This window comes from Flavobacterium sp. PL12, from assembly GCF_039123485.1.
GTDB lineage: Bacteria > Bacteroidota > Bacteroidia > Flavobacteriales > Flavobacteriaceae > Flavobacterium > Flavobacterium weaverense.
The window spans coordinates 112,947-135,585 of the sequence record NZ_JBANDI010000004.1; the positions used below are offsets into that span (position 1 = coordinate 112,947).

Genomic DNA, 22,639 nt, shown 5'->3' on the forward strand with positions numbered 1-22,639 from the left:
TCTTAAATTAAAATATCACTTTCTAAATCTGATTTTTCGATTGTGAAATCGAAGTCAAGCTTTTTTACTAATTGGATAACTAAATTTTTATACCAATTCTCTGATTTTGGATGAATGTATATTTTTTCGATTAGCTCATCAATGTTTACATTTATTTTAAGTCCTTCATTAATTTTTATTGCGCTATCGCCAATGTCTGTAATGATGCGGACTTCACCTTCATATTGGAAACTTTTTCGTTTGAATAAGAAAGGAAAGAACATATCATCAAATGGAATGTGTTCTTTTTTGTAATCAATATAATTTACTTCGCCTATATATTGCTTAAAATTTGCTTCTTGAGCAAGTGATTTTTGCAGTCTTCCTATTGTGGATTGAATGGCCAAACCTTCACTGTTTTGAGTGAATATTTGCCACATAGCAAACGATTCATATTCATTAATGTGCCAACTGCTAATAGCCACTTTTTCTCGATGGCTTTTATAAAACTTTAAGAACCCAGGATTATCGATGGAAAGTTTTTTAATTTCTTCAAAAGTAGGTTCGCTAAAAGTTCCCTCGTACTGATCTTCAAATTTATCCGATCGAGACATAAATAGCTTTTGCGACATCAATAAATCCAAAAATTTTGATAGATCAAGGTACTTCCATATAATAGTATTGGGATCCTCAGGTAGTTTTATGTTTGGATTATGAATGTACATTTCAATCTGTTTTTATATAAGGTGCTTTAACAGTAAGTTATTATTCAAAGGATTGCATGGATACTAATTTATTATAATTTCCATTAAGTGCTATTAGTTCGTCATGCTTACCTTGTTCGACTATTCTTCCTTTCTTCATTACCACAATTAAATCAGCTTTTTGAATGGTTGAAAGACGATGCGCAATGACTATCGACGTTCTATTCTGCATCATGTTTTCAAGTGCTATTTGAACAAATTTCTCACTCTCAGTATCTAAAGCTGATGTAGCTTCATCTAATATCATTATAGGAGGGTTTTTCAAAACAGCTCTTGCGATAGACAAACGTTGTTTTTGTCCACCCGAAAGTTTGTTTCCGCTGTCGCCAATGTTTGTATGTATACCTAAAGGTAAATCTTTTACAAACTCATAAGCATTCGCAATTTTTAATGCTTCCATGATTTCATGATCTGTCGCATCGTGTTTACTTAGAGCGATATTTGCTTTAATAGTGTCATTAAATAGAATACTGTCTTGGGTAACAAGCCCCATTAAATCACGAAGAGATCGTAAATTCATATCTTTAATGTCTATACCATCGATACAAATTGTCCCTTCGTTTACATCGTAAAATCGAGTTAGTAAATTAGCAATTGTACTTTTACCGCTACCAGATTGTCCCACGAGAGCAATGGTTTGTCCCTTTTTTACTTCTAAAGAAAAATCTTTCAAAACACTTTCTTTCTCGTATTTAAAGTTGACGTTTTTGATTACTATATTGCTATCAAATGTGTCTTTCTTAATGGCATTTACTTTGCTAGTAATTGAATTTTCTTGGTCTAAAATTTCTAAAACGCGCTCTGCTGCGGCATTACCACGCTTTACCGCATAAGAAGCTTTAGATATTGATTTTGCTGGAGTTAGAATGTTGTAAGCAAGTCCCATATAAGCAATAAAAGAAGCTCCATTAAGTGTCTTTTCAATTAAAACCATGTGTCCACCATACCACAATAGAATAGCGATAACCATTATTCCCATAAATTCACTCGCTGGTGAAGCTAGATTTTGACGATTTCCTATGCTATTTGATAAATTGAAAAAGCGCTGAGTTGATTCTTGAAAAACTTTGTAAAAATGATTTTCAGAATTATATCCTTTTACAACTTTAAGTCCGCCCAATGTTTCCTCAATAGTTGATAAAAAGATTCCTTGTTCTTGTTGTGCCTTTGTCGATTGCTTTTTTAATTGTTTTCCAATTAATGATATAATATAACCAGAAACGGGAATAAAAATAAAAACAAATAATGTCAGTTTTACACTGATCGAAAGCATTGCAATGATGGTGAAGATAATTGTTAATGGTTCCTTGACGATGAGTTCAAGAATCGATAAGAACGAAGTTTGAACCTCGTTTACATCTGCAGAAATTCTAGAAATAACGTCTCCCTTTCTTTTTTCTGAGAAGAATGCTAATGGCAAGTTGATTGTTTTTTTATACATCGCATTTCGCATATCCTTCAAAATACCGTTTCTTAAAAAGGTAATGAAAAACATTGCGAGATAATCAAACAGGTTCTTCAGTAAAAATATCGAAATAATAACTCCTACCATTATTGACAACGTATATCCTACTCCGTTTTCCGCTGTAGTAGTTGTAATGTAGTAGCTCAAAGAATGTTCTAAGAATAGTTTAGTGCTTTCAAAATACGTTTTTACATCCTCAAAAAAATGATTAGTACTTACATATCCATTGTACAATGGTAGAACTGTATTTTTCTTTGTTTGGTCAAATAAAACCTGCATCATTGGTATCAGCGCCATGAAAGACAAAGTACTAAATAGGGCATAGAGAACGTTAAAAAAAATATTTAAGTAAGCATATCTTTTATAAGGAACTATAAAGGGGAAAATTTTCTTAAAATTACTCATTATGTTTTTTTTACCATCAAGACCCGACCGGTTTTAAAGCGGGTCGGGTCTCTCAGAAAAATTATTGTATTGTAATTAACTCAATTGCATCGCTGCAATAATGTTTTTTATTTTATTGTCTAAGATGTTTTCTACTTCTTTAAAATCTTCGACATCTTCTAATTCTGTATTTACACTGATGTAGAATTTTATCTTAGGTTCTGTACCACTTGGTCTCGCACAAATTTTAGAGCCATCTTCCATATAGTAAATCAATACATTTGATTTTGGAATATCTAAAGTTGTAACTTCATCATCCAACAAGTTTTTAGCAGTTGAAGACTGATAATCCTCTAACATAACAACACGTTGGCCATTTATTTCTTTTAAAGGATTTTCTCTCATGTCAATCATCATCTGACTGATTTCTTGCAAACCGTCCATTCCTTTTTTAGTCAATGAAACTAAATGTTCTTTATAAAATCCATTATCTACATAAAGTTTTAATAACTCTTTGTAAACTGTGCTTCCTTTTGCTTTAGCTTGAGCGGCCATTTCGCAAATTAATAAAGTAGCAGCAACTGCATCCTTATCACGAACGGCATCGCCTACCATAAATCCAAAACTCTCTTCTCCACCACCTATAAATTCAAGTTCTGGAAAGTCTTTTATCATTTTTGCAATCCATTTAAAACCTGTCAAACCTATCTTGCATTCCACTCCATAGCTAGTTGCTAATTCCATCATCATAGGAGTAGAAACAATTGTAGAACCTACGAATTGCTTTCCATTTATTTTGTCTTTCTTTTTCCATTGTTCTAATAGAAAAGCAGTCATTAATATCATGGTTTGGTTCCCATTCAATAAAGTCATTTCACCTTCATTGTTTCGAACAGCAACTCCTAATCGGTCGCAGTCAGGATCAGTACCAATCACGATATCCGAGTTTGTTTTTTCAGCTAATGCTGTAGCCATCGCTAATGCTTCTGGTTCTTCAGGATTAGGTGATTTAACTGTTGGGAAATCTCCATTAGGGACTGCTTGCTCAGGAACAATGTGAACATTTGTATAACCTGCCTGATCTAAAACATCAGGAACTAATGTTATTGATGTGCCGTGTAGCGATGTAAAAACAATTTTTAAATTTTCTTTGGCTTCAGCCGAAGTATTAAAACTTGCATTTTCGATTGAAGACTTTATAAATGCTTTATCAACTTCTGTATCAATATAATGAATCAAACTTTCATTAGCTGTAAATTTAATTTCGTTATAATTTAAATTTTCTATAGTAGCAATTATACCTTCATCTTCTGGAGGAACAATTTGTCCACCATCTTCCCAATACACTTTGTAACCATTGTATTCGGGTGGATTATGAGAAGCAGTAAGCACAATTCCAGCTTGACAACCCAAATGTCTAACCGCAAAAGATAACTCCGGAGTAGGACGTAAATCTGAAAATAGATAAACTGAAATTCCGTTAGCACTAAAAACATCAGCAACTAATTTAGCTAATGATTTGCTGTTATGACGACAATCGAAAGCTATTGCAACCTTTAAATCTTTGTTAGGGAATACTTGGCGCATGTAGTTAGAAAGGCCTTGTGTGCTCTTTCCAAGAGTATATTTATTAATGCGATTGTTACCAACGCCCATCACACCGCGCATTCCGCCTGTGCCAAATTCTAAATTTTTATAAAAACTTTCCTCTAACTCTGCAGGAGATGTAGTCAACAATTCCTTAATTGCAACGTGAGTTTCGTTATCAAATGTTGGTGTTAACCATTCATTTACAGCGTCTAATATGTTTTGTTTGATCTCCATTTTGAGTGATTTTGTATTATTTATCTAAAAAAGAACATTTCTGATTTCGATAATTCAATCCGTTGAACTCCACTAAAAAAAATGGGTTTTAGTTGCATTAAATCTTCTTTGTCAGCAATTCTAATTTCTAAATTATTTTGTTATTCTTCTAATTATCCAGCGCAACTCTTATGATTAATCGCGAAATAAGTTTTTCATATTCTTGAAATCTTGTTTGCTCGAAAAATTACAGCTAAAAATGTATTGTATTTAATATTTTATAAGATAAATGGGTAAGTCAAGCGTATTGTTGTTTTATATTTAAGTTTTGCATCAATTTTAGTTTCTAATTTTGATTCAATATAAAATCAGAATTCTAATTTACAAAAAATTCACTTCGCTCGACACTTTATAACGTTCTTCGTTGTTTTTAGTTCGCAAAATTATCTCGCCAAGAAAACCAGCAAGAAATAATTGTGTCCCTAAAACCATTGAAGTCAGTGCGATGTAGAACCACGGATTGTTAGTTACTAATGTATAGCGCATGTCATTATACATATGATACAATTTTGCAACACCAATAAAACCTGCAACTATAAAACCGATAATAAACATCAGCGATCCTATGGCGCCAAATAAGTGCATTGGTCGTTTGCCAAAGCGAGAAAGAAACCAAATGGTAATTAAATCTAGGAAACCATTAACAAATCGTTCCATACCAAATTTAGTCTCACCATATTTTCTAGCTTGATGTTGGACTACTTTTTCACCAATTTTTCCAAAACCTGCATTTTTTGCTAGAACAGGAATATAACGGTGCATTTCCCCAGAAACTTCGATGTTTTTAACAACGATATTTTTATATGCTTTTAGACCACAGTTAAAATCATTCAATTCTACTCCTGATGTTTTTCTAGCAGCCCAATTAAATAATTTTGAAGGTAGATTTTTAGCAACTACTGAATCGTATCGTTTCTTTTTCCAACCAGAAACTAAATCATATTTGCCTTTGACAATCATTTCGTACAGTCCAGGAATCTCTTCAGGGCTATCTTGTAAATCGGCATCCATCGTGATAATTACATCACCTTGCGCTTTAGCAAATCCAGCATGTAGAGCTTGAGATTTTCCAAAGTTTTTCATGAAACGCACTCCCTTAACAGCTGTGTTTTCTTGCGCAAAACTTTCAATAATAGACCACGAATCATCAGTACTACCGTCGTCTAAGAAAATAATTTCATAACTATAATTATTTTCTTGCATCACTTTAATAATCCAAGTGTACAATTCTTTAAGTGATTCCTCTTCGTTGAGAAGCGGTATGAGTATGGATAAATTCATTTTTAATTATTCTTGTGTAGATCTAGTTTTGAAAAATGCAGCTAAAATTAATCCAAAAACAGAACTGAATATGATGCTAAAAACCGCTCCTTTTAATAATTCGATAGTCGAATAAGGATTAGTCTCTCTCATTTTTGCCATAGCTTCATTGATTGCAGCAGCAGGTGTGCCAAACTTTTGCATCATATTAGAAGTTATCTTCATTGTCATTTCATGCAAAGTATCTTTAGCAGAAGGATCAATCACATTAAATAAAAGAACATTAAACAGAACAGAAATTAATATACCCACCACAGCAGCAATAAAATAAGTGGTAAAAGCATCTTTAAAAGTGTATATGGTTTTGACTTCTTTCTTTGTTTTCGCAAGTAACATTATTCCTAATATCAAATAGATAGCAATGCTAGAAAGTCCAATCCACCATGAAGAAAAAAGATTTAAATCAATAGCATATATTGACGCCGTGATTAATGCTGAAACAATTCCAATTAACACTCCAAAAGTAATTCCGTTTCTTTTTATGATTTCATTTATCATTGTGAGGATTTTTTATATTAAAGCACAAATATAACAATTCCCAATATATAGAGGTGTAAAAATCTATTTTTACGATTATATAAAAAAAGTGAAGCAAAGAGTTGAATATTGAAAAATAATTGTAAATTTGCAAACTCAAAATAATATTGTAAAACAAAAAGTTGTAATGAGTTTATACCTTTTCTGTTAGAGGAAAAGCTTCAAAACAAGTTATAGCCAACAAATAAAAAAAGATTAACAAGATGAAAAAAGGAACGCACCCAGAAAATTACAGATTAGTTGCATTTAAAGACATGTCGAATGACGAAATCTTTATCACTAAATCTACTGCAGATACTAGAGAAACAATTACTCACGATGGTGTTGAATACCCAGTAGTGAAAATGGAGATTTCTAGAACTTCTCACCCTTTTTACACAGGTAAATCTAAACTTATTGATACTGCAGGACGTATTGATAAATTTAAAACTAAATATGCTAAGCACGCTAAATAATTATAGCTTGTTTTTAAATATACTGAAGCCACGTTTTATAAACGTGGCTTTTTTGGTTCAATTATTTAATATAATTGTCTAATTTTTATTTAAAATTAAGTTAAAAAATGCATTATTATGATTAATTTCGCGTTTAAAAAACAATACTATATTAAAACCAACAAATAACTTCTTTTTATGAATTATATCCTTTTTGACGGTCCTGCACGAAATGCATTATTGCCTTTCACTTTTACACGTCCAGTTGCTGACATCCTTGTAGGGATAATGACGATTCGTCAAAAATGGGAGATGCGTTTGGGTTCGACCACAACAACTTTGACAGAGGAATATTTATCGGATAAATTTCCAATGGTCGAGTTAGAACAAAACGTAATGATTAATGCTTCTTTTCTTCCTAATGATGTTTTGGCGGAAATGGTAGGTAACTTAGAATCTAATCAAGCTATTTTTAAAGGAGATGAAGTGATTGCTTTTTATACTAACGATGAGCAAGAAGAAGTAGATTTTGATACTTATGATATTATCGAATTCCATGACGAGTGTATTACAATTAAAAACACATGGGATATTTTTTCGAAAAATAACCTAGCAATCGAAGAGGATTTTAAATATATAACAGAGGGTAGAAAATCACAAGGTATTCCAAGAAGCGTAAACGTTATCGCTGCTGACAATATATTTATTGAAGAAGGAGCTAAGTTAGAATTTGTTACTCTTAATGCTTCAACTGGTCCTATATATATAGGTAAAGACGCAGAGATAATGGAAGGTTCGATGATAAGAGGTCCTTTTGCTTTATGCGATAACGCATCAGTTAAGATGGGTTCAAAAGTATATGGCGCTACTACAGTTGGTCCGCACTCTAGAATAGGTGGTGAAGTTAAAAACACAGTTATTTTTGCACATTCTAATAAAGGTCATGAAGGTTATTTAGGTGACTCAGTTATTGGGGAATGGTGTAATATGGGTGCTGACACTAATAATTCAAATTTAAAGAATAACTACGAAGAAGTGAAACTGTGGAGTTATGAAACAGAGGGTTTCATAAAAACAGGATTGCAATTTTGTGGTTTGATGATGGGTGATCACAGTAAATGCGGAATAAATACAATGTTTAACACAGGAACTGTCGTTGGGGTGAGTGCTAATGTTTTTGGAACCGGATTCCCGCGTAACTTTATACCAAGTTTTTCTTGGGGTGGTGCTGCGGGTTTTACGACATACATAACTAAAAAAGCATTTGAAACGGCGCGCTTAGTAATGGGACGTAGAGAAATAGAGTTTGATGAAAGAGAGGCTGCTATTTTAGAACATGTTTTTGAAGAAAGTAAAAAGTGGAGGAAAGATTAATTTCTTTAATCTAAACCAATATATACTAAAAAACTGACTCATTGATTGTAATGAGGCAGTTTTTTTATGACTTTTAGTTTCGTAATAAAATTTCGTTATGTGAAAATTTATTGTTAATAATGGTCTTATATAGTAATAAATCTAGTTTTTATTAACAGTTGATTTTTAGCCAATTAATGTTTTTTTAATTTTTATAATACTAATAGTTAGTTTTTTTTGTAAGTATGTTTTAGTTTTATCGAAAATTAGTAATAAAACTATTGTTTTGTTGGTTTTATGATAATTATAAATGAAATAAATATATGGAGAATTTTGTTGGTGTCGTAAACGACATTGTTTGGAGTAATGCTTTAATTATTTTATGCTTAGGAACCGGTCTTTATTTTTCTTTACGTACGCGCTTTTTACAAGTGCGACACTTTAGAGAGATGTTTCGCTTATTATTTGATGGAAAAAGCACAGAATCGGGAGTTTCTTCTTTTCAAGCATTATCGATGTCATTAGCAGGTAGAGTAGGGACAGGAAATATAGCGGGAGTTGCAACAGCGATCGCCTTTGGTGGACCTGGTGCAATGTTTTGGATGTGGTTAGTTGCTTTTTTAGGAGCAAGTACAGCGTTTATTGAAGCTACTTTAGCCCAAATTTATAAAGAGAAACATTTAGGACAGTTTCGTGGTGGACCTGCATTTTATATTGAACGTGGATTAGGTATAAAATGGTTTGGAGTTTTATTTGCAATCGTTTCCGTAATTTCTGCGGGTGTTCTATTGCCTGGTGTTCAAGCCAACTCAGTGGCTGATGGAATAAAAAATGCATTTAATTTAGATACATGGATTACTGGTCTTGGAGTAGTTTTAATATTTGCAGCAATTGTTTTTGGTGGCGTTAAGAGAATTGCAAAATTCACTGAATATATTGTGCCGTTTATGGCAATTGGTTACATGTTAATAGCTGTAGTTATCATTGCATTTGATATTCAAAACTTACCTAATGTTGTGCTTTTAGTTTTTAAAAGTGCATTTAACATGGAAGCAGGTTTTGGAGCTGTATTTGGTTTAGCAGTTCAATGGGGTGTAAAGAGAGGAATTTATTCTAATGAAGCAGGACAAGGAACGGCTCCGCACATTGCTGCTGCTGCAAATGTATCTCATCCAGCCAAACAAGGTTTGGTACAATCATTCTCTGTTTACATTGATACTTTATTAGTATGTTCAGCTACTGGATTTATGTTGTTGATGACTGGAAAATATAACGTTTATAATCCAGCGTATGGCGCAGGCGATACAGCTGAATTTTTATATGCTGGTGCTCAGAATATTGCTGTAGGACCAGGGTTTACTCAAAGTGCTATGGATAGTGTTTTTCCAGGTTTTGGCTCTTACTTTGTAGCCATTGCATTATTCTTCTTTGCCTTCACAACAATTTTAGCATATTACTATATTGCAGAAACTAATATTTCATATTTGACTAGAAAATTTGAATCGCCAGTTTTTAATTATGTTCTTAAAATAATTATGATGCTAGTTATTATGTACGGTTCCGTGAATCAAGCTAAATTAGCTTGGGATATTGGAGATATTGGCGTTGGATTAATGGCTTGGTTTAATATCATTGCAATTCTCTTGCTACAAAAACCTGCCTTAGCTGCTTTAAAAGATTATGAAAAACAAAAGAAACAAGGTTTAGATCCTACTTTCAATCCAGATGATATAGGAGTTAGCAATGCTCATATTTGGCATACAATAAATAATAATAAGCAGTTGTAGACACAATTGCTTATACATTAAAAAGCTTCTTACGCAGATATAAATCTGTTTAAGAAGCTTTTTTTATTTTAATGGAATCGTATATAAAGTTGAAAGTATAAACGCCGTTGTTGCACTAAATATTTATTTCTACTCAATAAATTTTATTTAATTACTACTTTTTTAATTTGCTGTTGTTTAAAGATAATTTATCTACTAGGAGAGAAATCTTAAACTCTTACTGATAAGCATAAATTAGCGAACCATTTTTAATCAAATCAATAAGTGCATTTGAATCTTTATCTGGAACAGAAAAGCAACCTAAGCTGAATTTACTATACATTTTTCTAGAAGAGTGCACTACTATATTTCTTTTAAGTGCATTAGAGTTTTTGTCTTCTTCTAATCCATTAAGTCTTAAAGAATATCCCCATGTTCCATTGTATGTTTGCATGGTAACGTAACAACCTAATGAAGTGGCGTTACTTCCTACTACATTGCTGAATGAGCTCGGAGTTTGTCCAGTACCAGAACCAAAACCGTGGTCAACATTACTAGTTAAAAGTATTTTACTATTTTTTACATCAACAACATAAAGTCTTGCTTCGTCTATTGATTTTGAAAAATCAATCAGCGTAATAATACTTTTGTTTTTAGCTTTAGAACCCCATTTTGTTCCAATTTCACTCGCTTTTTTTAAAATTTCTTCATTGCCTTGTGCGACCATAGAATGTAAAGCGCCTAGTAGAATCAATGTTAGTATTTTTTTCATGAACTGCTGGTTAAGATTTATAAACCCTTATGGAGTGGGTTTTTTGTTGTGGTATTGGTATTGTTCATTATACTTTTGTCGTTTTAACACTGAACAAGCGGCAATTAAGATCAGTCCGATAGAACGGGGTCAATACTTCTTTAAACAACTGTCTATCAATTACAAAACTAATAAAATATATTATTAATGTTACATAATTTTAATTTATTTTTATATTATTTTACGATAAAAATGTTGTAGCGTTATCAATTGCTCAATAACTGAATTAATCTATATTTGCATTTTTAAAAAATGACGCTGATTCAACGACGATTAGCAAATAAACAACTTGATATAATAATGATTACAGTTAACGATATTTCCGTGCAATTTGGTGGAACAACTCTTTTTAGTGATGTTTCTTTTGCAATTAATGAAAATGATAAAATTGCCCTCATGGGTAAGAATGGAGCTGGAAAATCTACGCTACTTAAAATAATCGCAGGTCAAAGCAAACCATCAACAGGAAATATATCAGCACCAAAAGATGCTGTCGTTGCTTATTTGCCTCAGCATTTGTTGACTACTGATGGCGCAACTGTGATGGAAGAGACTTCTAAAGCTTTTGGAGAAATCTTCTCTATGAAAGCTGAAATAGATGACATTAACGAACAGTTGACAATTCGTACGGATTACGAAAGTGATGCGTACATGAAATTGATTGAAAGAGTTTCTGATCTTAGCGAGAAATTTTACGCTATCGAAGAGGTGAATTACGAAGCGGAAGTCGAAAAAATATTAATCGGTTTAGGATTTGTTAGAGAAGATTTTGGTCGTCAAACTTCTGAGTTTTCTGGCGGTTGGAGAATGCGAATTGAGTTGGCCAAAATCCTTTTACAAAAACCAGATTTAATTTTATTAGATGAGCCTACGAATCACATGGATATTGAAAGTATTCAGTGGCTTGAGGACTTCTTAATAAATTCAGCTAAAGCGGTTGTAGTAATTTCGCACGATAGAGCGTTTGTAGATAATATTACTAATCGTACTATCGAAGTTACGATGGGACGTATTTATGATTACAAAGCGAAGTATTCTCACTATTTAGAATTGAGAAAAGACCGCAGAATGCACCAGCAAAAAGCATACGACGAGCAACAGCGCATGATTGCTGATAACAGAACTTTTATTGATCGTTTTAAAGGAACTTTTTCTAAAACGGATGCGGTTCAATCGCGTGTTAAAATGTTAGAGAAATTGGTTATTGTACAAGTTGACGAAGTTGATACTTCGGCACTGAAATTAAAATTCCCTGCTGCAGTTCGTTCTGGTCAATATCCAGTAATTGTAAAAGATTTATCTAAAACCTACGGCGAACATGTTGTTTTCAAAGATGCAAATATTGTTATTGAAAGAGGAGAGAAAGTAGCTTTCGTAGGTAAAAATGGAGAAGGGAAATCGACAATGATTAAAGCCATTATGAAGCAAATCGAAATCGATGGCGGAAGTCTCGAAATTGGTCATAATGCTCAAATTGGCTATTTTGCTCAAAATCAAGCTTCGTTATTAAATGAAAACGCTACCATTTTTGAAACTATAGATGATATTGCTGTTGGTGATGTTCGAACAAAAATCAAAGATATTTTAGGTGCTTTTATGTTTCATGGTGACGATGTGACTAAGAAAGTAAAAGTTCTTTCTGGTGGAGAAAAAACACGTTTGGCAATGATAAAACTATTGTTAGAACCAGTAAACTTGCTAATTCTGGATGAACCTTCAAATCACTTAGATATGAAGACTAAAGATATTATTAAAGATGCTTTGCGCGACTTTGACGGAACTTTAATCTTAGTGTCCCACGATAGAGATTTTCTTGATGGTTTAGCAACTAAGGTTTTTGAATTTGGCAATAAAAGAGTAGTGGAGCACTTTGAAGATATAGCTGGTTTCTTAGCGCACAAGAAAATGGATAGTATGACGGAAATTGATAAATAATCGATTTTATTACATAAAAAGAAAAGGCTGTATTTTACGATACAGCCTTTTCTTCTTTACAATCTAATTCCCGGAGGAAGCAACTCTTTATACACTGGGTTTTTCTTGAAAAACACCACTATTTTTGGAAGAATAGGAACTACTTTGAATTTTCGTTCTACAGCGATTTCCATAATATTCTTTAAAAAATTACAGATAAACTCTTCATTTTCATACGATTCTGGAACGTTGATTTTCGTTAAAAATATCTTTTTCTCTTGAAAAGAATATTCTACTGAAACTAATCCTTCTTCAACCGTAGTTTCAAATTGTCGTGCAAAAGTGTTGTCTTTAATTTCGATAGTGATTAATCCATCCATGATAATTAACTCTAATTCATTGGTACTTCGACCAAAAGTATTTTTGATTTGGTTATAATCTCGATTTCAAAATTTTCAAAATCTGTTATTCCCATGGCATCTCTTGCCTTTAAAACTTGATTATTTATTCGTATTTCGCCTTCAATCAAAAATAAATAAACACCATTTTTAGGGATTCTTACTGTATAATTTGAAGTGGTATTTCTTTCAAAAATTCCTAAATGTAAAAAGGTTTTCTGGTAAACCCAAAGTGCATTCCCGTCATTCATATCGTTTGGCGAAACAATATTTACAAAGGTATTGATTTGATTTTCAATATCAAATGATTTTTGGTCGTATCTTGGTGTAGCATTTTCTCTATTTGGAAAAACCCAAAGTTGCAGTGTTTTTGCTCGTTCTTCTTTACTTGCATTCATTTCAGAATGTTCTACACCCGATCCGGCACTCATTACTTGCACTTCACCAAATCGGATTACTCCTTCGTTACCCATGCTATCTCTATGCTCTAAACCTCCTTCAAGCGGAATAGTGATTATTTCCATATTTGCGTGACCATGGGTGCCAAAGCCAGTTCCGCCAGCAATAGTGTCATCATTTAAAACGCGAAGCATTCCGAACTGCATTTGCTCTGGATTGTAATAATTCCCAAAGGAAAACGAAAAATTAGCGTTCAACCAGCCGAAATTAGCGGTACCTCTAGTATGTGATTCTATATATTGTGTTGTCATAAATTAATGGTAATAAAGATAGAAGAGCCGTGATTTTGAATAAAAAAAATTAATTTTATACAAAATTCGAGATTAAAAATCAGAATATTGTTATAAAATCGTTAAAACACTTATGAGTAAAATACCCGTTTATATGATGCCAGGATTGGCTGCTAGCACCGCTATTTTTGAACGAATTGCTCTTCCAGAGGATGATTTTGAAATTCATTTACTAGAGTGGGAAATCCCATTAAAGAGTGAATCTTTAACCGAATATGCTAAGAGAATTGTTGAGAAAATTAAACATCCCAATCCAGTGTTGATAGGTGTGTCTTTTGGCGGTATTTTAGTTCAGGAAATGGCTCGATTTATAAAGGTTAGAAAAGTGATTATTATTTCTAGCGCTAAAAGTAATTTAGAGTTTCCACGCAGATTCAAACTTGGAAAAACTACAAAAGCATACAAATTAATTCCTATGAGCTTGTTATTGAATATTGAGAATCTTGCAAAGTTCTCTTTTGGGGCAACCATTAATAAACGAATCAAGCTTTATGAAAAGTTTCTTTCGGTTCGTGATATTGGATATTTAGAATGGGCAGTGGAGCAAATTATACTGTGGGATCGAACAGTAATTGATGAAAGTGTAATTCATATTCATGGAGATGCGGATGATATATTCCCTATCAAATATATAAGTAATTGCATTGTTGTAAAAGGAGGGACGCATATTATGATATTGAACAAATACAAATGGTTGAATGAAAACTTAACTGCGATAATAATGGGTACATGGAAGGACGAAGAGGATAAAGATCAAATAAAAAAAGATGATGAAACAAATTCATAAAATACTGCTACTTACGGCCGTTGTTCTTGCAAGTGGGATCTTTATTTACGCGAGCACGTATACTGTCAAAGATAAAACCGCTACGGTAGAAAACGAAAGCCGTTTTCCATCAAAACTAGATTTTGCTGGTGAGAACACACCACTACAATTGGATGATGTAGGAGAACGATTTGATCGTGAATTATTGGTAAACGTAAATTTACATGCATCGACGATTTTAGCCATTAAAAGAGCACATCGTGCGTTTCCAATTATTGAACCTATTTTAAAGAAAAATGGGATTCCAGATGATTTTAAATATCTAGCGGTTATTGAAAGTGGATTAGTGAATGCAGTTTCTTCGGCTGGTGCGAGAGGGATTTGGCAATTTATGCCAGAAACGGCTAAAGAGCGCGGTATGGAAGTAAATGACAATGTTGATCAACGCTACGATCTGGCAAAATCTACTCAAGCAGCTTGTAGTTATTTGCTAAATGCCAAAGCAAAATTAGGAAGTTGGACTTTAGCTGCAGCTTCATACAATGGAGGAATGGCAGGTGTAAATAAACAAATTGCAATTCAGAAAGTTTCTAATTATTATGATTTGCTGTTAACAGAAGAAACGTATCGCTATGTATTCAGAATTTTAGCTTTAAAGGAAATTATGAATAATCCGGTAAAATACGGCTACACTATTGCAAAAGATGAAATGTATAGTGGATTACCAACACGCAAAATCGAAGTGGATAGTTCCATAAGTGATTTGGCTGATTTCGCTAAAGCGCAAGGGATTAATTATAAAATATTAAAAATTCATAATCCGTGGCTTCGGGAAACAAAATTGATTAATGCAGAAGGTAAAAAATACCAAATCGAAATTCCATTAAAAGGATATTGATTGCGTGAAAATGAAAAGGGCCAAATGTGTATCATTTGGCCCTTTTTTAAATTTAGATCTTTTTCATCTGATCTTTCATCATTACAATTTGCTCTTTCAACATGCCTTGCTTGTCGAGTCTTTTAGCTTCATTCAATAAAGTTGTCGCTTCTAACTTTCTTCTTCGTGACATTGCTACTCCTGCAAGGTTTAATTTGGCTACAGCCAAATCCATATCCATTGATAATCCCAGTTCGATTGCTTTTTTGAAATATTTCTCTGCTTGGTTGATATTGGTTTGAGAAAGCATGATACCATGTAAATAATTAAAATAGCCTTGTTGTTTTTTCACCAATGCTGTATCTGGATTTTTGATGTAGGCTAGCCATTTTTTAGCACCTTCAAAATCTTGTTTTCTTAGTTTTAAGAACGCTAATAAGATGAATTCATTTTTGAAGTAAAGGAAAATAGGAATTGCACTTAATAATATAAGGAAAATTCCGTTACCAATATTACTTTCAGTAAATTGCCAAAAGCCAGTAGCAATGATAAGTCCGGCGATAATAAGTTTAATATTTCTGTGAAACATAGTGTGATTATTTTAAGTTCACAAATATAGTAAAATGAATTGAAAATATTTTTACAAAACTACTTGTGAGGAAAAAAAGTCTTTGTATATTTGCACTCGGATTTCGGGTAACAGGTATCCGAATTAAGAAAGATATAAATAAGTTTTTAAAGATACAAAGCAATGAGCAAAAGAACGTTTCAACCATCGAAAAGAAAAAGAAGAAATAAGCACGGATTTATGGACAGAATGGCTTCTGCGAATGGAAGAAAAGTTCTTGCTAGAAGAAGAGCTAAAGGAAGACATAAATTGACTGTATCTTGCGAACCAAGACACAAAAAATAATGTTTGTATAAACATAAATAAGGCGTTACTTTCTTTAGTATCGCCTTTTTTTATACCTAATCGGTACTTAAAGCCTAGGAGTCAGCGCTTAAAGCAGTAAATTGACACCGCTTTATCTGTTCAAAATATAACTACACAACACAATAATTACAATAAAATGCCAAAAGATACATCCATAAAATCAGTTTTAATAATAGGCTCAGGTCCTATTGTTATTGGTCAAGCATGCGAATTTGATTACGCAGGATCACAATCTGCTCGTTCTATTCGTGAAGAAGGAATTGAAGTTATTTTAATAAATTCGAATCCAGCAACGATTATGACCGACCCATCTATGGCCGATCATATTTACTTGAAGCCATTAACGACTAAGTCGATTATTGAAATTTTGAAAGAGCATCCTCAAATCGATTCTGTTTTGCCTACAATGGGTGGACAAACTGCTTTAAACTTGTGTCTGGAAGCAGATGAAAAAGGGATTTGGAAGGATTTTGGTGTAAAAATGATTGGTGTTGATGTAAACGCAATCAATATTACTGAAGACAGAGAGCAGTTTAAACAATTGCTTAAAAAAATAAATGTACCGTCTGCACCTGCAGAAATATGTACATCTTACCTTAGAGGTAAGGAAATTGCACAAGAATTTGGATTTCCATTAGTAATTCGTCCTTCATTTACACTTGGTGGAACTGGAGCTGCGATTGTATATAAGAAAGAAGATTTTGACGAACTTTTAACTAGAGGTTTAGAAGCATCACCTATTCATGAGGTGTTGATTGATAAAGCTTTGATGGGTTGGAAAGAATATGAACTGGAATTGTTAAGAGATAAAAACGACAACGTAGTTATTATCTGTTCGATCGAAAATATGGATCCTATGGGAATTCATACTGGAGATTCAATCACGGTTGCACCAGCAATGACTTTATCAGATACTACTTTCCAAAAAATGCGTGATTATGCGATCTTGATGATGCGTAGCATCGGAAACTTTGCAGGAGGTTGTAACGTGCAGTTTGCCGTTTCGCCAGACGATAAAGAAGATATTGTAGCAATCGAGATTAACCCTCGTGTTTCTCGTTCTTCGGCTTTAGCATCGAAAGCGACTGGTTATCCAATTGCAAAAATTGCTTCTAAACTAGCTTTAGGATATAATTTAGATGAATTGCAAAATCAGATTACTAAATCAACTTCGGCATTATTCGAACCAACTTTAGATTATGTGATTGTGAAAATTCCACGTTGGAACTTTGATAAATTTGAAGGTGCTGATAGAACTTTAGGGCTTCAAATGAAATCAGTAGGTGAAGTAATGGGAATTGGACGTTCGTTCCAAGAAGCATTGCACAAAGCCACTCAATCATTAGAAATTAAAAGAAATGGTTTAGGTGCTGATGGAAAAGGATACACAAACTACGAACAAATTATCGAGAAACTGACTTATGCGAGTTGGGATCGTGTTTTTGTGATTTATGATGCGATTGCGATGGGAATTCCATTGAGCCGTATTCACGAAATCACTAAAATCGATATGTGGTTCTTAAAACAATATGAAGAGCTTTACACTTTAGAGAAAGAAATTTCTAATTATAAAGTGGATACTTTGCCAAAAGAATTATTGCTAGAAGCCAAACAAAAAGGTTTTGCTGACAGACAAATTGCGCACATGATGGCTTGTCTAGAAAGCGAAGTACACAGTTTGCGTGATGTAATGAATGTGAATCGTGTATTTAAATTAGTAGATACTTGTGCAGCTGAATTTAAAGCAAAAACACCGTATTACTATTCAACTTTTGAAGCTGAAATAGAAAAAGCTGACGGAACGCGCTACGTGGATAACGAAAGTGTAGTTTCAGATAAAAAGAAAATCATTGTTCTTGGATCAGGTCCAAACAGAATTGGTCAAGGAATCGAATTTGATTATTCTTGTGTGCATGGTGTGCTTGCCGCTAAAGAATGTGGTTACGAAACGATAATGATCAACTGTAATCCAGAAACGGTTTCGACTGATTTTGATACAGCAGATAAATTGTACTTCGAGCCTGTTTATTGGGAACATATTTACGACATTATACAGCATGAAAAACCAGAAGGTGTAATCGTGCAACTTGGTGGTCAAACTGCTCTTAAATTAGCGGAAAAACTATCAAAATACGGTATAAAAATTATAGGAACTAGCTTCGATGCTTTAGATTTAGCTGAAGATAGAGGACGTTTCTCTGAATTACTAACCGAATTAAAAATTCCTTTCCCACAGTTTGGAATTGCTGAAACAGCTGATGAAGCTTCTGCATTAGCAGATACTTTAGACTTTCCTCTATTGATTCGTCCTTCTTATGTGTTGGGTGGTCAAGGAATGAAAATTGTAATCAACAAACAAGAACTAGAAGAGCACGTTATCAATTTATTGAAAACTATTCCAGGGAATAAATTACTATTAGACCACTATCTTGATGGTGCTATTGAAGCAGAAGCGGATGCAATTTGCGACGGTGAAAATGTGTACATCATAGGAATTATGGAGCACATTGAACCTTGCGGAGTACACTCTGGAGATAGTAATGCAACTTTGCCTCCTTTTAACTTAGGAGAATTTGTAATGCAACAAATAAAAGATCATACTCATAAAATTGCTTTGGCATTGAAAACAGTTGGTTTAATCAACATTCAGTTTGCGATTAAAGATGACACCGTTTATATTATTGAAGCAAATCCTAGAGCGTCTCGTACGGTTCCTTTTATCGCAAAAGCATACGGTGAGCCTTATGTGAATTATGCAACTAAAGTAATGTTAGGTCACAATAAAGTAACTGATTTCAAATTCAACCCACAATTGAAAGGTTATGCAATCAAGCAACCGGTTTTCTCTTTCAGTAAGTTCCATAATGTAAACAAAGCATTAGGTCCAGAAATGAAATCAACAGGAGAAAGCATCTTGTTTATTGACGACTTAAAAGACGATCAATTCTACGAATTGTACTCTAGAAGAAAAATGTATTTAAGTAAGTAATACTTAGATTATACATATCGAAAAAGCCCCGTCTGGGGCTTTTTGCATTTATTATGGTTTTACTCTAACTATTTTATTATCCTTAAGAATGACTAGTTCACTATTTGATTTCTTTTTGAACTCGATTAATTTTTCATATACTTTGCTCATTCCATCAATTATTTTTTGTTGGTTCAGCGATCTTTTATATTCTTTCATTCCAATTTTTTTTTAAGTTATTGAATTTAATAGGACTTAAAATTTTCATTTCACTATCGAGAGATTTTTCAGCAATTAACTCCGGTACTCCAAATGAATTATCAAAAATAAGTACTTCGTCTGCAATATCAACATAAATTTCAAAAAGATTTTTAATACCGTTTTTATATCTTCTTTTTATAACGTCTGTATCGATGTTGTGACCACCTTCAAGAACTCGTGTTCTGACTCTTTCAATTGCTAGATCTACATTTTCTAACCAAAAAAACAAAAGAGTTACGTTATAGTTGTGCTTTTTTGCCTTTATAATTTTTCCTCTATAGCTTTTAGTAGCTAGAGTGGTTTCAAAAGCAAATGATTTTTCTGCATCTAGTAGTTCGTTGATTCTTTTTATCATTATTCTTCCGGCTTCAAAGGCAACTTTCTCAGGTTGAAAAGGAGATAAACCTTTGGCTATTTCATCAGCGTTTACAAATTCTTTACAGCTTAAGATATCAGGTAAAATTGTAAACGAAGCAGTTGTTTTGCCCGCTCCATTACAACCTGCTATGACGTAAAGTTTCTTGTTCATTTATCAAAGATAATTCATTTTGAGTTCTGATTAATGAATCAATTTTTATTAAAAAAATCAACAGGAGAAAGCATCTTGCTTATTGATGAATTAAAAGACGATCAGTTCTACGAATTGTACTCGATAAGAAAAATGTATTTGAGTAAGTAATACTTGGATTAAATATATTGAAAAAGCCCCGTTTGGGGCTTTTTTTGCGGGGTTTATGATTGTATATTATTGAGTGCTATTTAAAAGTTGAGGAACTGAAATAACAGGAATAATTAAAGATTCTAAAAAAGTATTTTTCCATGTTGAGAATAGCATTCCTCTCATTGTCGAATAACTTATTCCTAATAATGTTGAGACAAATAGTCCATTAAAAATGGGCTTACCATCTGTTATTTGATACTGTTCGTTTAAATCTTCTATTTGATAGAAAAAATCTACTTCATAGTTTCCACCTTGTTTGATGTTTTTAGAATCGATTGTTCCAACAATATCAACAAAAATTCTAATTTTCACTATATTTTTATCGAGATTATGCATCATATTATGAGCTACTACAATGTCATAAATAGGGTTTTCATTGAGATTTTCGTCCAATAAAAGAGTATTTTCTTTGATCCATTTAATTTGATTTAAATGAATTTTTTCAGGAATTATTTGGTTATTATTTTCCATTGAATCAATTATGAAGCTTTTTTATCTTTTGATAAACTATCTGTTTTTACTTCAGATTTCTCAAAAAGCATTTCTTCCATTTCTTCATGATTGGTAACCATAACTTTAAAATAAATTTTTTGAGGCTCAATATGAATAATGTCTTCCTCTAAAACTGCTTCTATTTTTGTAATTGTTTTTGTGGTAAACGTATGAGTTCCTGTTAGCCATTTACTTATTTCTGATGGTTTTTTATCTAGGAGTCTAGCTAAATCGGCTGGTTTTAATCCTCTTAAATTTAAAAGCTCGTGAATTTTGGTAGCTATCGCTAAATTCTTTTCAACTAACTTAGTTATTTCTGGGCTACCATTTTTTTCAAGCCAAGTATCGATGCTATTGTTTTTTGGGAATTCCATAATTTCTTAATAATATAGTTTAAAATCTTTTTCAAAATCAATTTGTGTAAAGTCAACATTCCACACAATTTCTTTATTAATAAAAGCATTGTCAATTGATTTAGATAATTGATTGGCTAATTTAAAATGTTGTCTAACATTAGGGCAATCCTGCGCATATTTAGTGGTTTTAATAGCTCCATTAAATAGGAAGACTACATTCTCATTTGCTCTTAAACAGTATAACCTTAAATTGTTTGCTTTCTTTTCATGATTTTCAATAAAATGTGGTTTTCTCCCTATGCCTTTTGGCGGTAAAGCTGAGGCATCAGCTGTTTCAGCTTCTGGTCTAAATAGATGTGATTGCGCACCGTATTTAGTACCGATTATTTTTATCCACTCCAGAATATGATTTAATTTATTTGTGTTTTTTTCGGTATGATTTTGCAGAAATTCCTCAAAAATAGATAGTTGAGATTCTTCAATACAAACCGAATAATAAGAAACCTTATCGTATTGAGCTATTGGTTTTATTTGTGCAAATGTATTCACTTATAAGTTAATTTACAAATTAGTGTTCACTTTTAAGTTACTATTAACGAATTTTTGTGCTAATACAACTTTTTTAACAATACAATACTACTGTTTTATTTTGAACTAATAACTTGATATAGTGAAAAGTAGTTTGTAAAGGGCAATTATTTTTACTCTTTCAGTCTTAAATTGAGTAATCTTTTTCACCACAAATTGCACAACCGTGTGATAGGGAACTGACGAAGTAATTTTCACTGAGATTGCAGTGAGAGTTTGTAAATTATATTTTTTTCCGTCTAATTATAATATTGTTTTAAATTTTTAACCTTTACGTGATTAGAGTAAAATTAAGACTTAATTTCTCTAATGCTGTTAAGCACTATTTCCTAAACCATTTGGTAAAGGTCTGTAGGCGTAATAATGCAATACTTCTTCTATGGCTGTTGCCAAAGCTTTATTTATAGGAAGTAGAGTGGTAGCGAGTCGATTGTCTATTTGTGACAATTGCATGTAGTAATCTGTAAATACAGGAACATAAAGTCCTTTACTAATCGCTTCTTCAGCGATATTGTAGTTTTCTTGTTGTCCTTCTTTTATTATTTTGCAAGTGGCTAAATGGAGTTGGCCATATTTATCTTTACTCGCTGCATATCCAAAAAGTCTACAAATTAAACCTCTATGTCTATAGTTGCTGCAGCTTCCCATACTTCTATCAATAAAAGAATGCGGGCGGTATAAATGGCAGTTGGAGTCTGATTTTTGTTGGAGTTGGAGCAACATATCTTCTGCCTCTCCATTTAAAAACAAATGAAATGCCCAAGGTAAAAACTCCAATGGCGACGCATCGATTTCTGGAGTAGAGCAACACTTGCCGCATCCTGCAATACAATGCAAGTGCGTTTCTGACTGGAATACTGCAATTTCTTTTTCAAGACGGTCGAATAACTCTTCAACCAATCGAACCTTGTGCTCCATAGCCATTATTTTTTTTTGAAA

The 22,639-nt window shown here is 32.8% G+C and carries 22 protein-coding genes; 8 read left to right on the forward strand and 14 right to left on the reverse strand.

Features of this window, described 5'->3' with window-relative positions:
- Nucleotides 1–2: 2 nt before the first annotated feature.
- The 5 genes from RCH19_RS03240 to RCH19_RS03260 form a co-directional block, all read right to left on the reverse strand.
- A complete protein-coding gene (locus RCH19_RS03240; protein ID WP_121926013.1) occupies nucleotides 3–704 on the reverse strand; it encodes a hypothetical protein in 702 nt (233 codons plus the stop codon).
- Nucleotides 705–744: 40 nt separating this feature from the next.
- Nucleotides 745–2,613: an ABC transporter ATP-binding protein gene (locus RCH19_RS03245; RefSeq protein ID WP_343022013.1), complete on the reverse strand. Its 1,869-nt coding sequence runs from the start codon at nucleotides 2,611–2,613 to the stop codon at nucleotides 745–747.
- A 75-nt stretch (nucleotides 2,614–2,688) separates the two neighbouring features.
- Nucleotides 2,689–4,416, reverse strand: coding sequence for a phospho-sugar mutase (locus RCH19_RS03250; RefSeq protein WP_343022014.1), 1,728 nt, complete (start codon nucleotides 4,414–4,416; stop codon nucleotides 2,689–2,691).
- Between the two features lie 360 nt (nucleotides 4,417–4,776).
- Entirely contained in the window at nucleotides 4,777–5,736 is a 960-nt protein-coding gene (locus tag RCH19_RS03255) for a glycosyltransferase family 2 protein (RefSeq protein WP_121926016.1), read from the reverse strand.
- A 6-nt stretch (nucleotides 5,737–5,742) separates the two neighbouring features.
- Nucleotides 5,743–6,273, reverse strand: coding sequence for a DUF4199 domain-containing protein (locus tag RCH19_RS03260; protein ID WP_343022015.1), 531 nt, complete (start codon nucleotides 6,271–6,273; stop codon nucleotides 5,743–5,745).
- Nucleotides 6,274–6,515: 242 nt separating this feature from the next.
- Here RCH19_RS03260 and RCH19_RS03265 point away from each other — a divergent pair, with 242 nt between their 5' ends.
- The 3 genes from RCH19_RS03265 to RCH19_RS03275 all read left to right on the forward strand — a co-directional run bounded on the left by RCH19_RS03265 (nucleotide 6,516) and on the right by RCH19_RS03275 (nucleotide 9,886).
- Nucleotides 6,516–6,767 carry a type B 50S ribosomal protein L31 gene (locus tag RCH19_RS03265; protein ID WP_121926018.1) on the forward strand — a complete coding sequence of 84 codons (252 nt, stop codon included), beginning with the start codon at nucleotides 6,516–6,518 and terminating at the stop codon, nucleotides 6,765–6,767.
- A 177-nt stretch (nucleotides 6,768–6,944) separates the two neighbouring features.
- Nucleotides 6,945–8,120, forward strand: coding sequence for a GlmU family protein (locus RCH19_RS03270; RefSeq protein ID WP_343022016.1), 1,176 nt, complete (start codon nucleotides 6,945–6,947; stop codon nucleotides 8,118–8,120).
- A gap of 302 nt (nucleotides 8,121–8,422) precedes the next feature.
- Nucleotides 8,423–9,886, forward strand: a complete 1,464-nt coding sequence (locus tag RCH19_RS03275) for an alanine/glycine:cation symporter family protein (protein WP_343022017.1) — start codon at nucleotides 8,423–8,425, stop codon at nucleotides 9,884–9,886.
- Nucleotides 9,887–10,103: 217 nt separating this feature from the next.
- Here the strand turns inward: RCH19_RS03275 and RCH19_RS03280 are convergent, their stop codons facing one another.
- Nucleotides 10,104–10,637, reverse strand: coding sequence for a murein L,D-transpeptidase catalytic domain-containing protein (locus tag RCH19_RS03280; RefSeq protein WP_121926021.1), 534 nt, complete (start codon nucleotides 10,635–10,637; stop codon nucleotides 10,104–10,106).
- Between the two features lie 339 nt (nucleotides 10,638–10,976).
- Between RCH19_RS03280 and RCH19_RS03285 the strand changes: the two genes are divergently transcribed.
- Entirely contained in the window at nucleotides 10,977–12,611 is a 1,635-nt protein-coding gene (locus tag RCH19_RS03285) for an ABC-F family ATP-binding cassette domain-containing protein (RefSeq protein ID WP_343022058.1), read from the forward strand.
- 56 nt (nucleotides 12,612–12,667) lie between these two features.
- On the opposite strand, the gene RCH19_RS03290 is transcribed toward RCH19_RS03285, so the two are convergent.
- Nucleotides 12,668–12,970, reverse strand: coding sequence for an N-acetyltransferase (locus tag RCH19_RS03290; RefSeq protein ID WP_343022018.1), 303 nt, complete (start codon nucleotides 12,968–12,970; stop codon nucleotides 12,668–12,670).
- Between the two features lie 11 nt (nucleotides 12,971–12,981).
- Nucleotides 12,982–13,698: a pirin family protein gene (locus tag RCH19_RS03295; RefSeq protein WP_343022019.1), complete on the reverse strand. Its 717-nt coding sequence runs from the start codon at nucleotides 13,696–13,698 to the stop codon at nucleotides 12,982–12,984.
- A 112-nt stretch (nucleotides 13,699–13,810) separates the two neighbouring features.
- Between RCH19_RS03295 and RCH19_RS03300 the strand changes: the two genes are divergently transcribed.
- Both RCH19_RS03300 and RCH19_RS03305 read left to right on the forward strand, forming a co-directional pair.
- On the forward strand, nucleotides 13,811–14,524 hold the full coding sequence (locus RCH19_RS03300) for an alpha/beta hydrolase (RefSeq protein ID WP_343022020.1): 714 nt from the start codon (nucleotides 13,811–13,813) through the stop codon (nucleotides 14,522–14,524).
- Nucleotides 14,508–15,401: a lytic transglycosylase domain-containing protein gene (locus tag RCH19_RS03305; protein ID WP_343022059.1), complete on the forward strand. Its 894-nt coding sequence runs from the start codon at nucleotides 14,508–14,510 to the stop codon at nucleotides 15,399–15,401. The genes RCH19_RS03300 and RCH19_RS03305 overlap by 17 nt, the downstream gene beginning before the upstream one ends.
- A 52-nt stretch (nucleotides 15,402–15,453) precedes the next feature.
- Here the strand turns inward: RCH19_RS03305 and RCH19_RS03310 are convergent, their stop codons facing one another.
- Nucleotides 15,454–15,969, reverse strand: a complete 516-nt coding sequence (locus tag RCH19_RS03310) for a DUF2892 domain-containing protein (RefSeq protein WP_121926025.1) — start codon at nucleotides 15,967–15,969, stop codon at nucleotides 15,454–15,456.
- Between the two features lie 162 nt (nucleotides 15,970–16,131).
- Here RCH19_RS03310 and rpmH point away from each other — a divergent pair, with 162 nt between their 5' ends.
- On the forward strand, nucleotides 16,132–16,293 hold the full coding sequence (gene rpmH / locus RCH19_RS03315) for a 50S ribosomal protein L34 (protein ID WP_007136275.1): 162 nt from the start codon (nucleotides 16,132–16,134) through the stop codon (nucleotides 16,291–16,293).
- 157 nt (nucleotides 16,294–16,450) lie between these two features.
- Nucleotides 16,451–19,303 (forward strand): carbamoyl-phosphate synthase large subunit, encoded by a 2,853-nt coding sequence (gene carB, locus RCH19_RS03320; RefSeq protein WP_121926026.1) that lies wholly within the window; start codon nucleotides 16,451–16,453, stop codon nucleotides 19,301–19,303.
- 184 nt (nucleotides 19,304–19,487) lie between these two features.
- On the opposite strand, the gene RCH19_RS03325 is transcribed toward carB, so the two are convergent.
- The 5 genes from RCH19_RS03325 to RCH19_RS03345 form a co-directional block, all read right to left on the reverse strand.
- Nucleotides 19,488–20,072, reverse strand: coding sequence for a zeta toxin family protein (locus RCH19_RS03325; protein WP_121926027.1), 585 nt, complete (start codon nucleotides 20,070–20,072; stop codon nucleotides 19,488–19,490).
- A gap of 216 nt (nucleotides 20,073–20,288) precedes the next feature.
- A complete protein-coding gene (locus RCH19_RS03330) occupies nucleotides 20,289–20,735 on the reverse strand; it encodes a hypothetical protein (RefSeq protein WP_343022021.1) in 447 nt (148 codons plus the stop codon).
- An 8-nt stretch (nucleotides 20,736–20,743) separates the two neighbouring features.
- Nucleotides 20,744–21,130 (reverse strand): helix-turn-helix domain-containing protein, encoded by a 387-nt coding sequence (locus RCH19_RS03335; protein ID WP_343022022.1) that lies wholly within the window; start codon nucleotides 21,128–21,130, stop codon nucleotides 20,744–20,746.
- A 6-nt stretch (nucleotides 21,131–21,136) separates the two neighbouring features.
- Nucleotides 21,137–21,661: a hypothetical protein gene (locus tag RCH19_RS03340; RefSeq protein WP_343022023.1), complete on the reverse strand. Its 525-nt coding sequence runs from the start codon at nucleotides 21,659–21,661 to the stop codon at nucleotides 21,137–21,139.
- A gap of 354 nt (nucleotides 21,662–22,015) precedes the next feature.
- Nucleotides 22,016–22,624 carry a YkgJ family cysteine cluster protein gene (locus tag RCH19_RS03345; RefSeq protein ID WP_343022024.1) on the reverse strand — a complete coding sequence of 203 codons (609 nt, stop codon included), beginning with the start codon at nucleotides 22,622–22,624 and terminating at the stop codon, nucleotides 22,016–22,018.
- Between the last annotated feature and the right edge of the window lie 15 nt (nucleotides 22,625–22,639).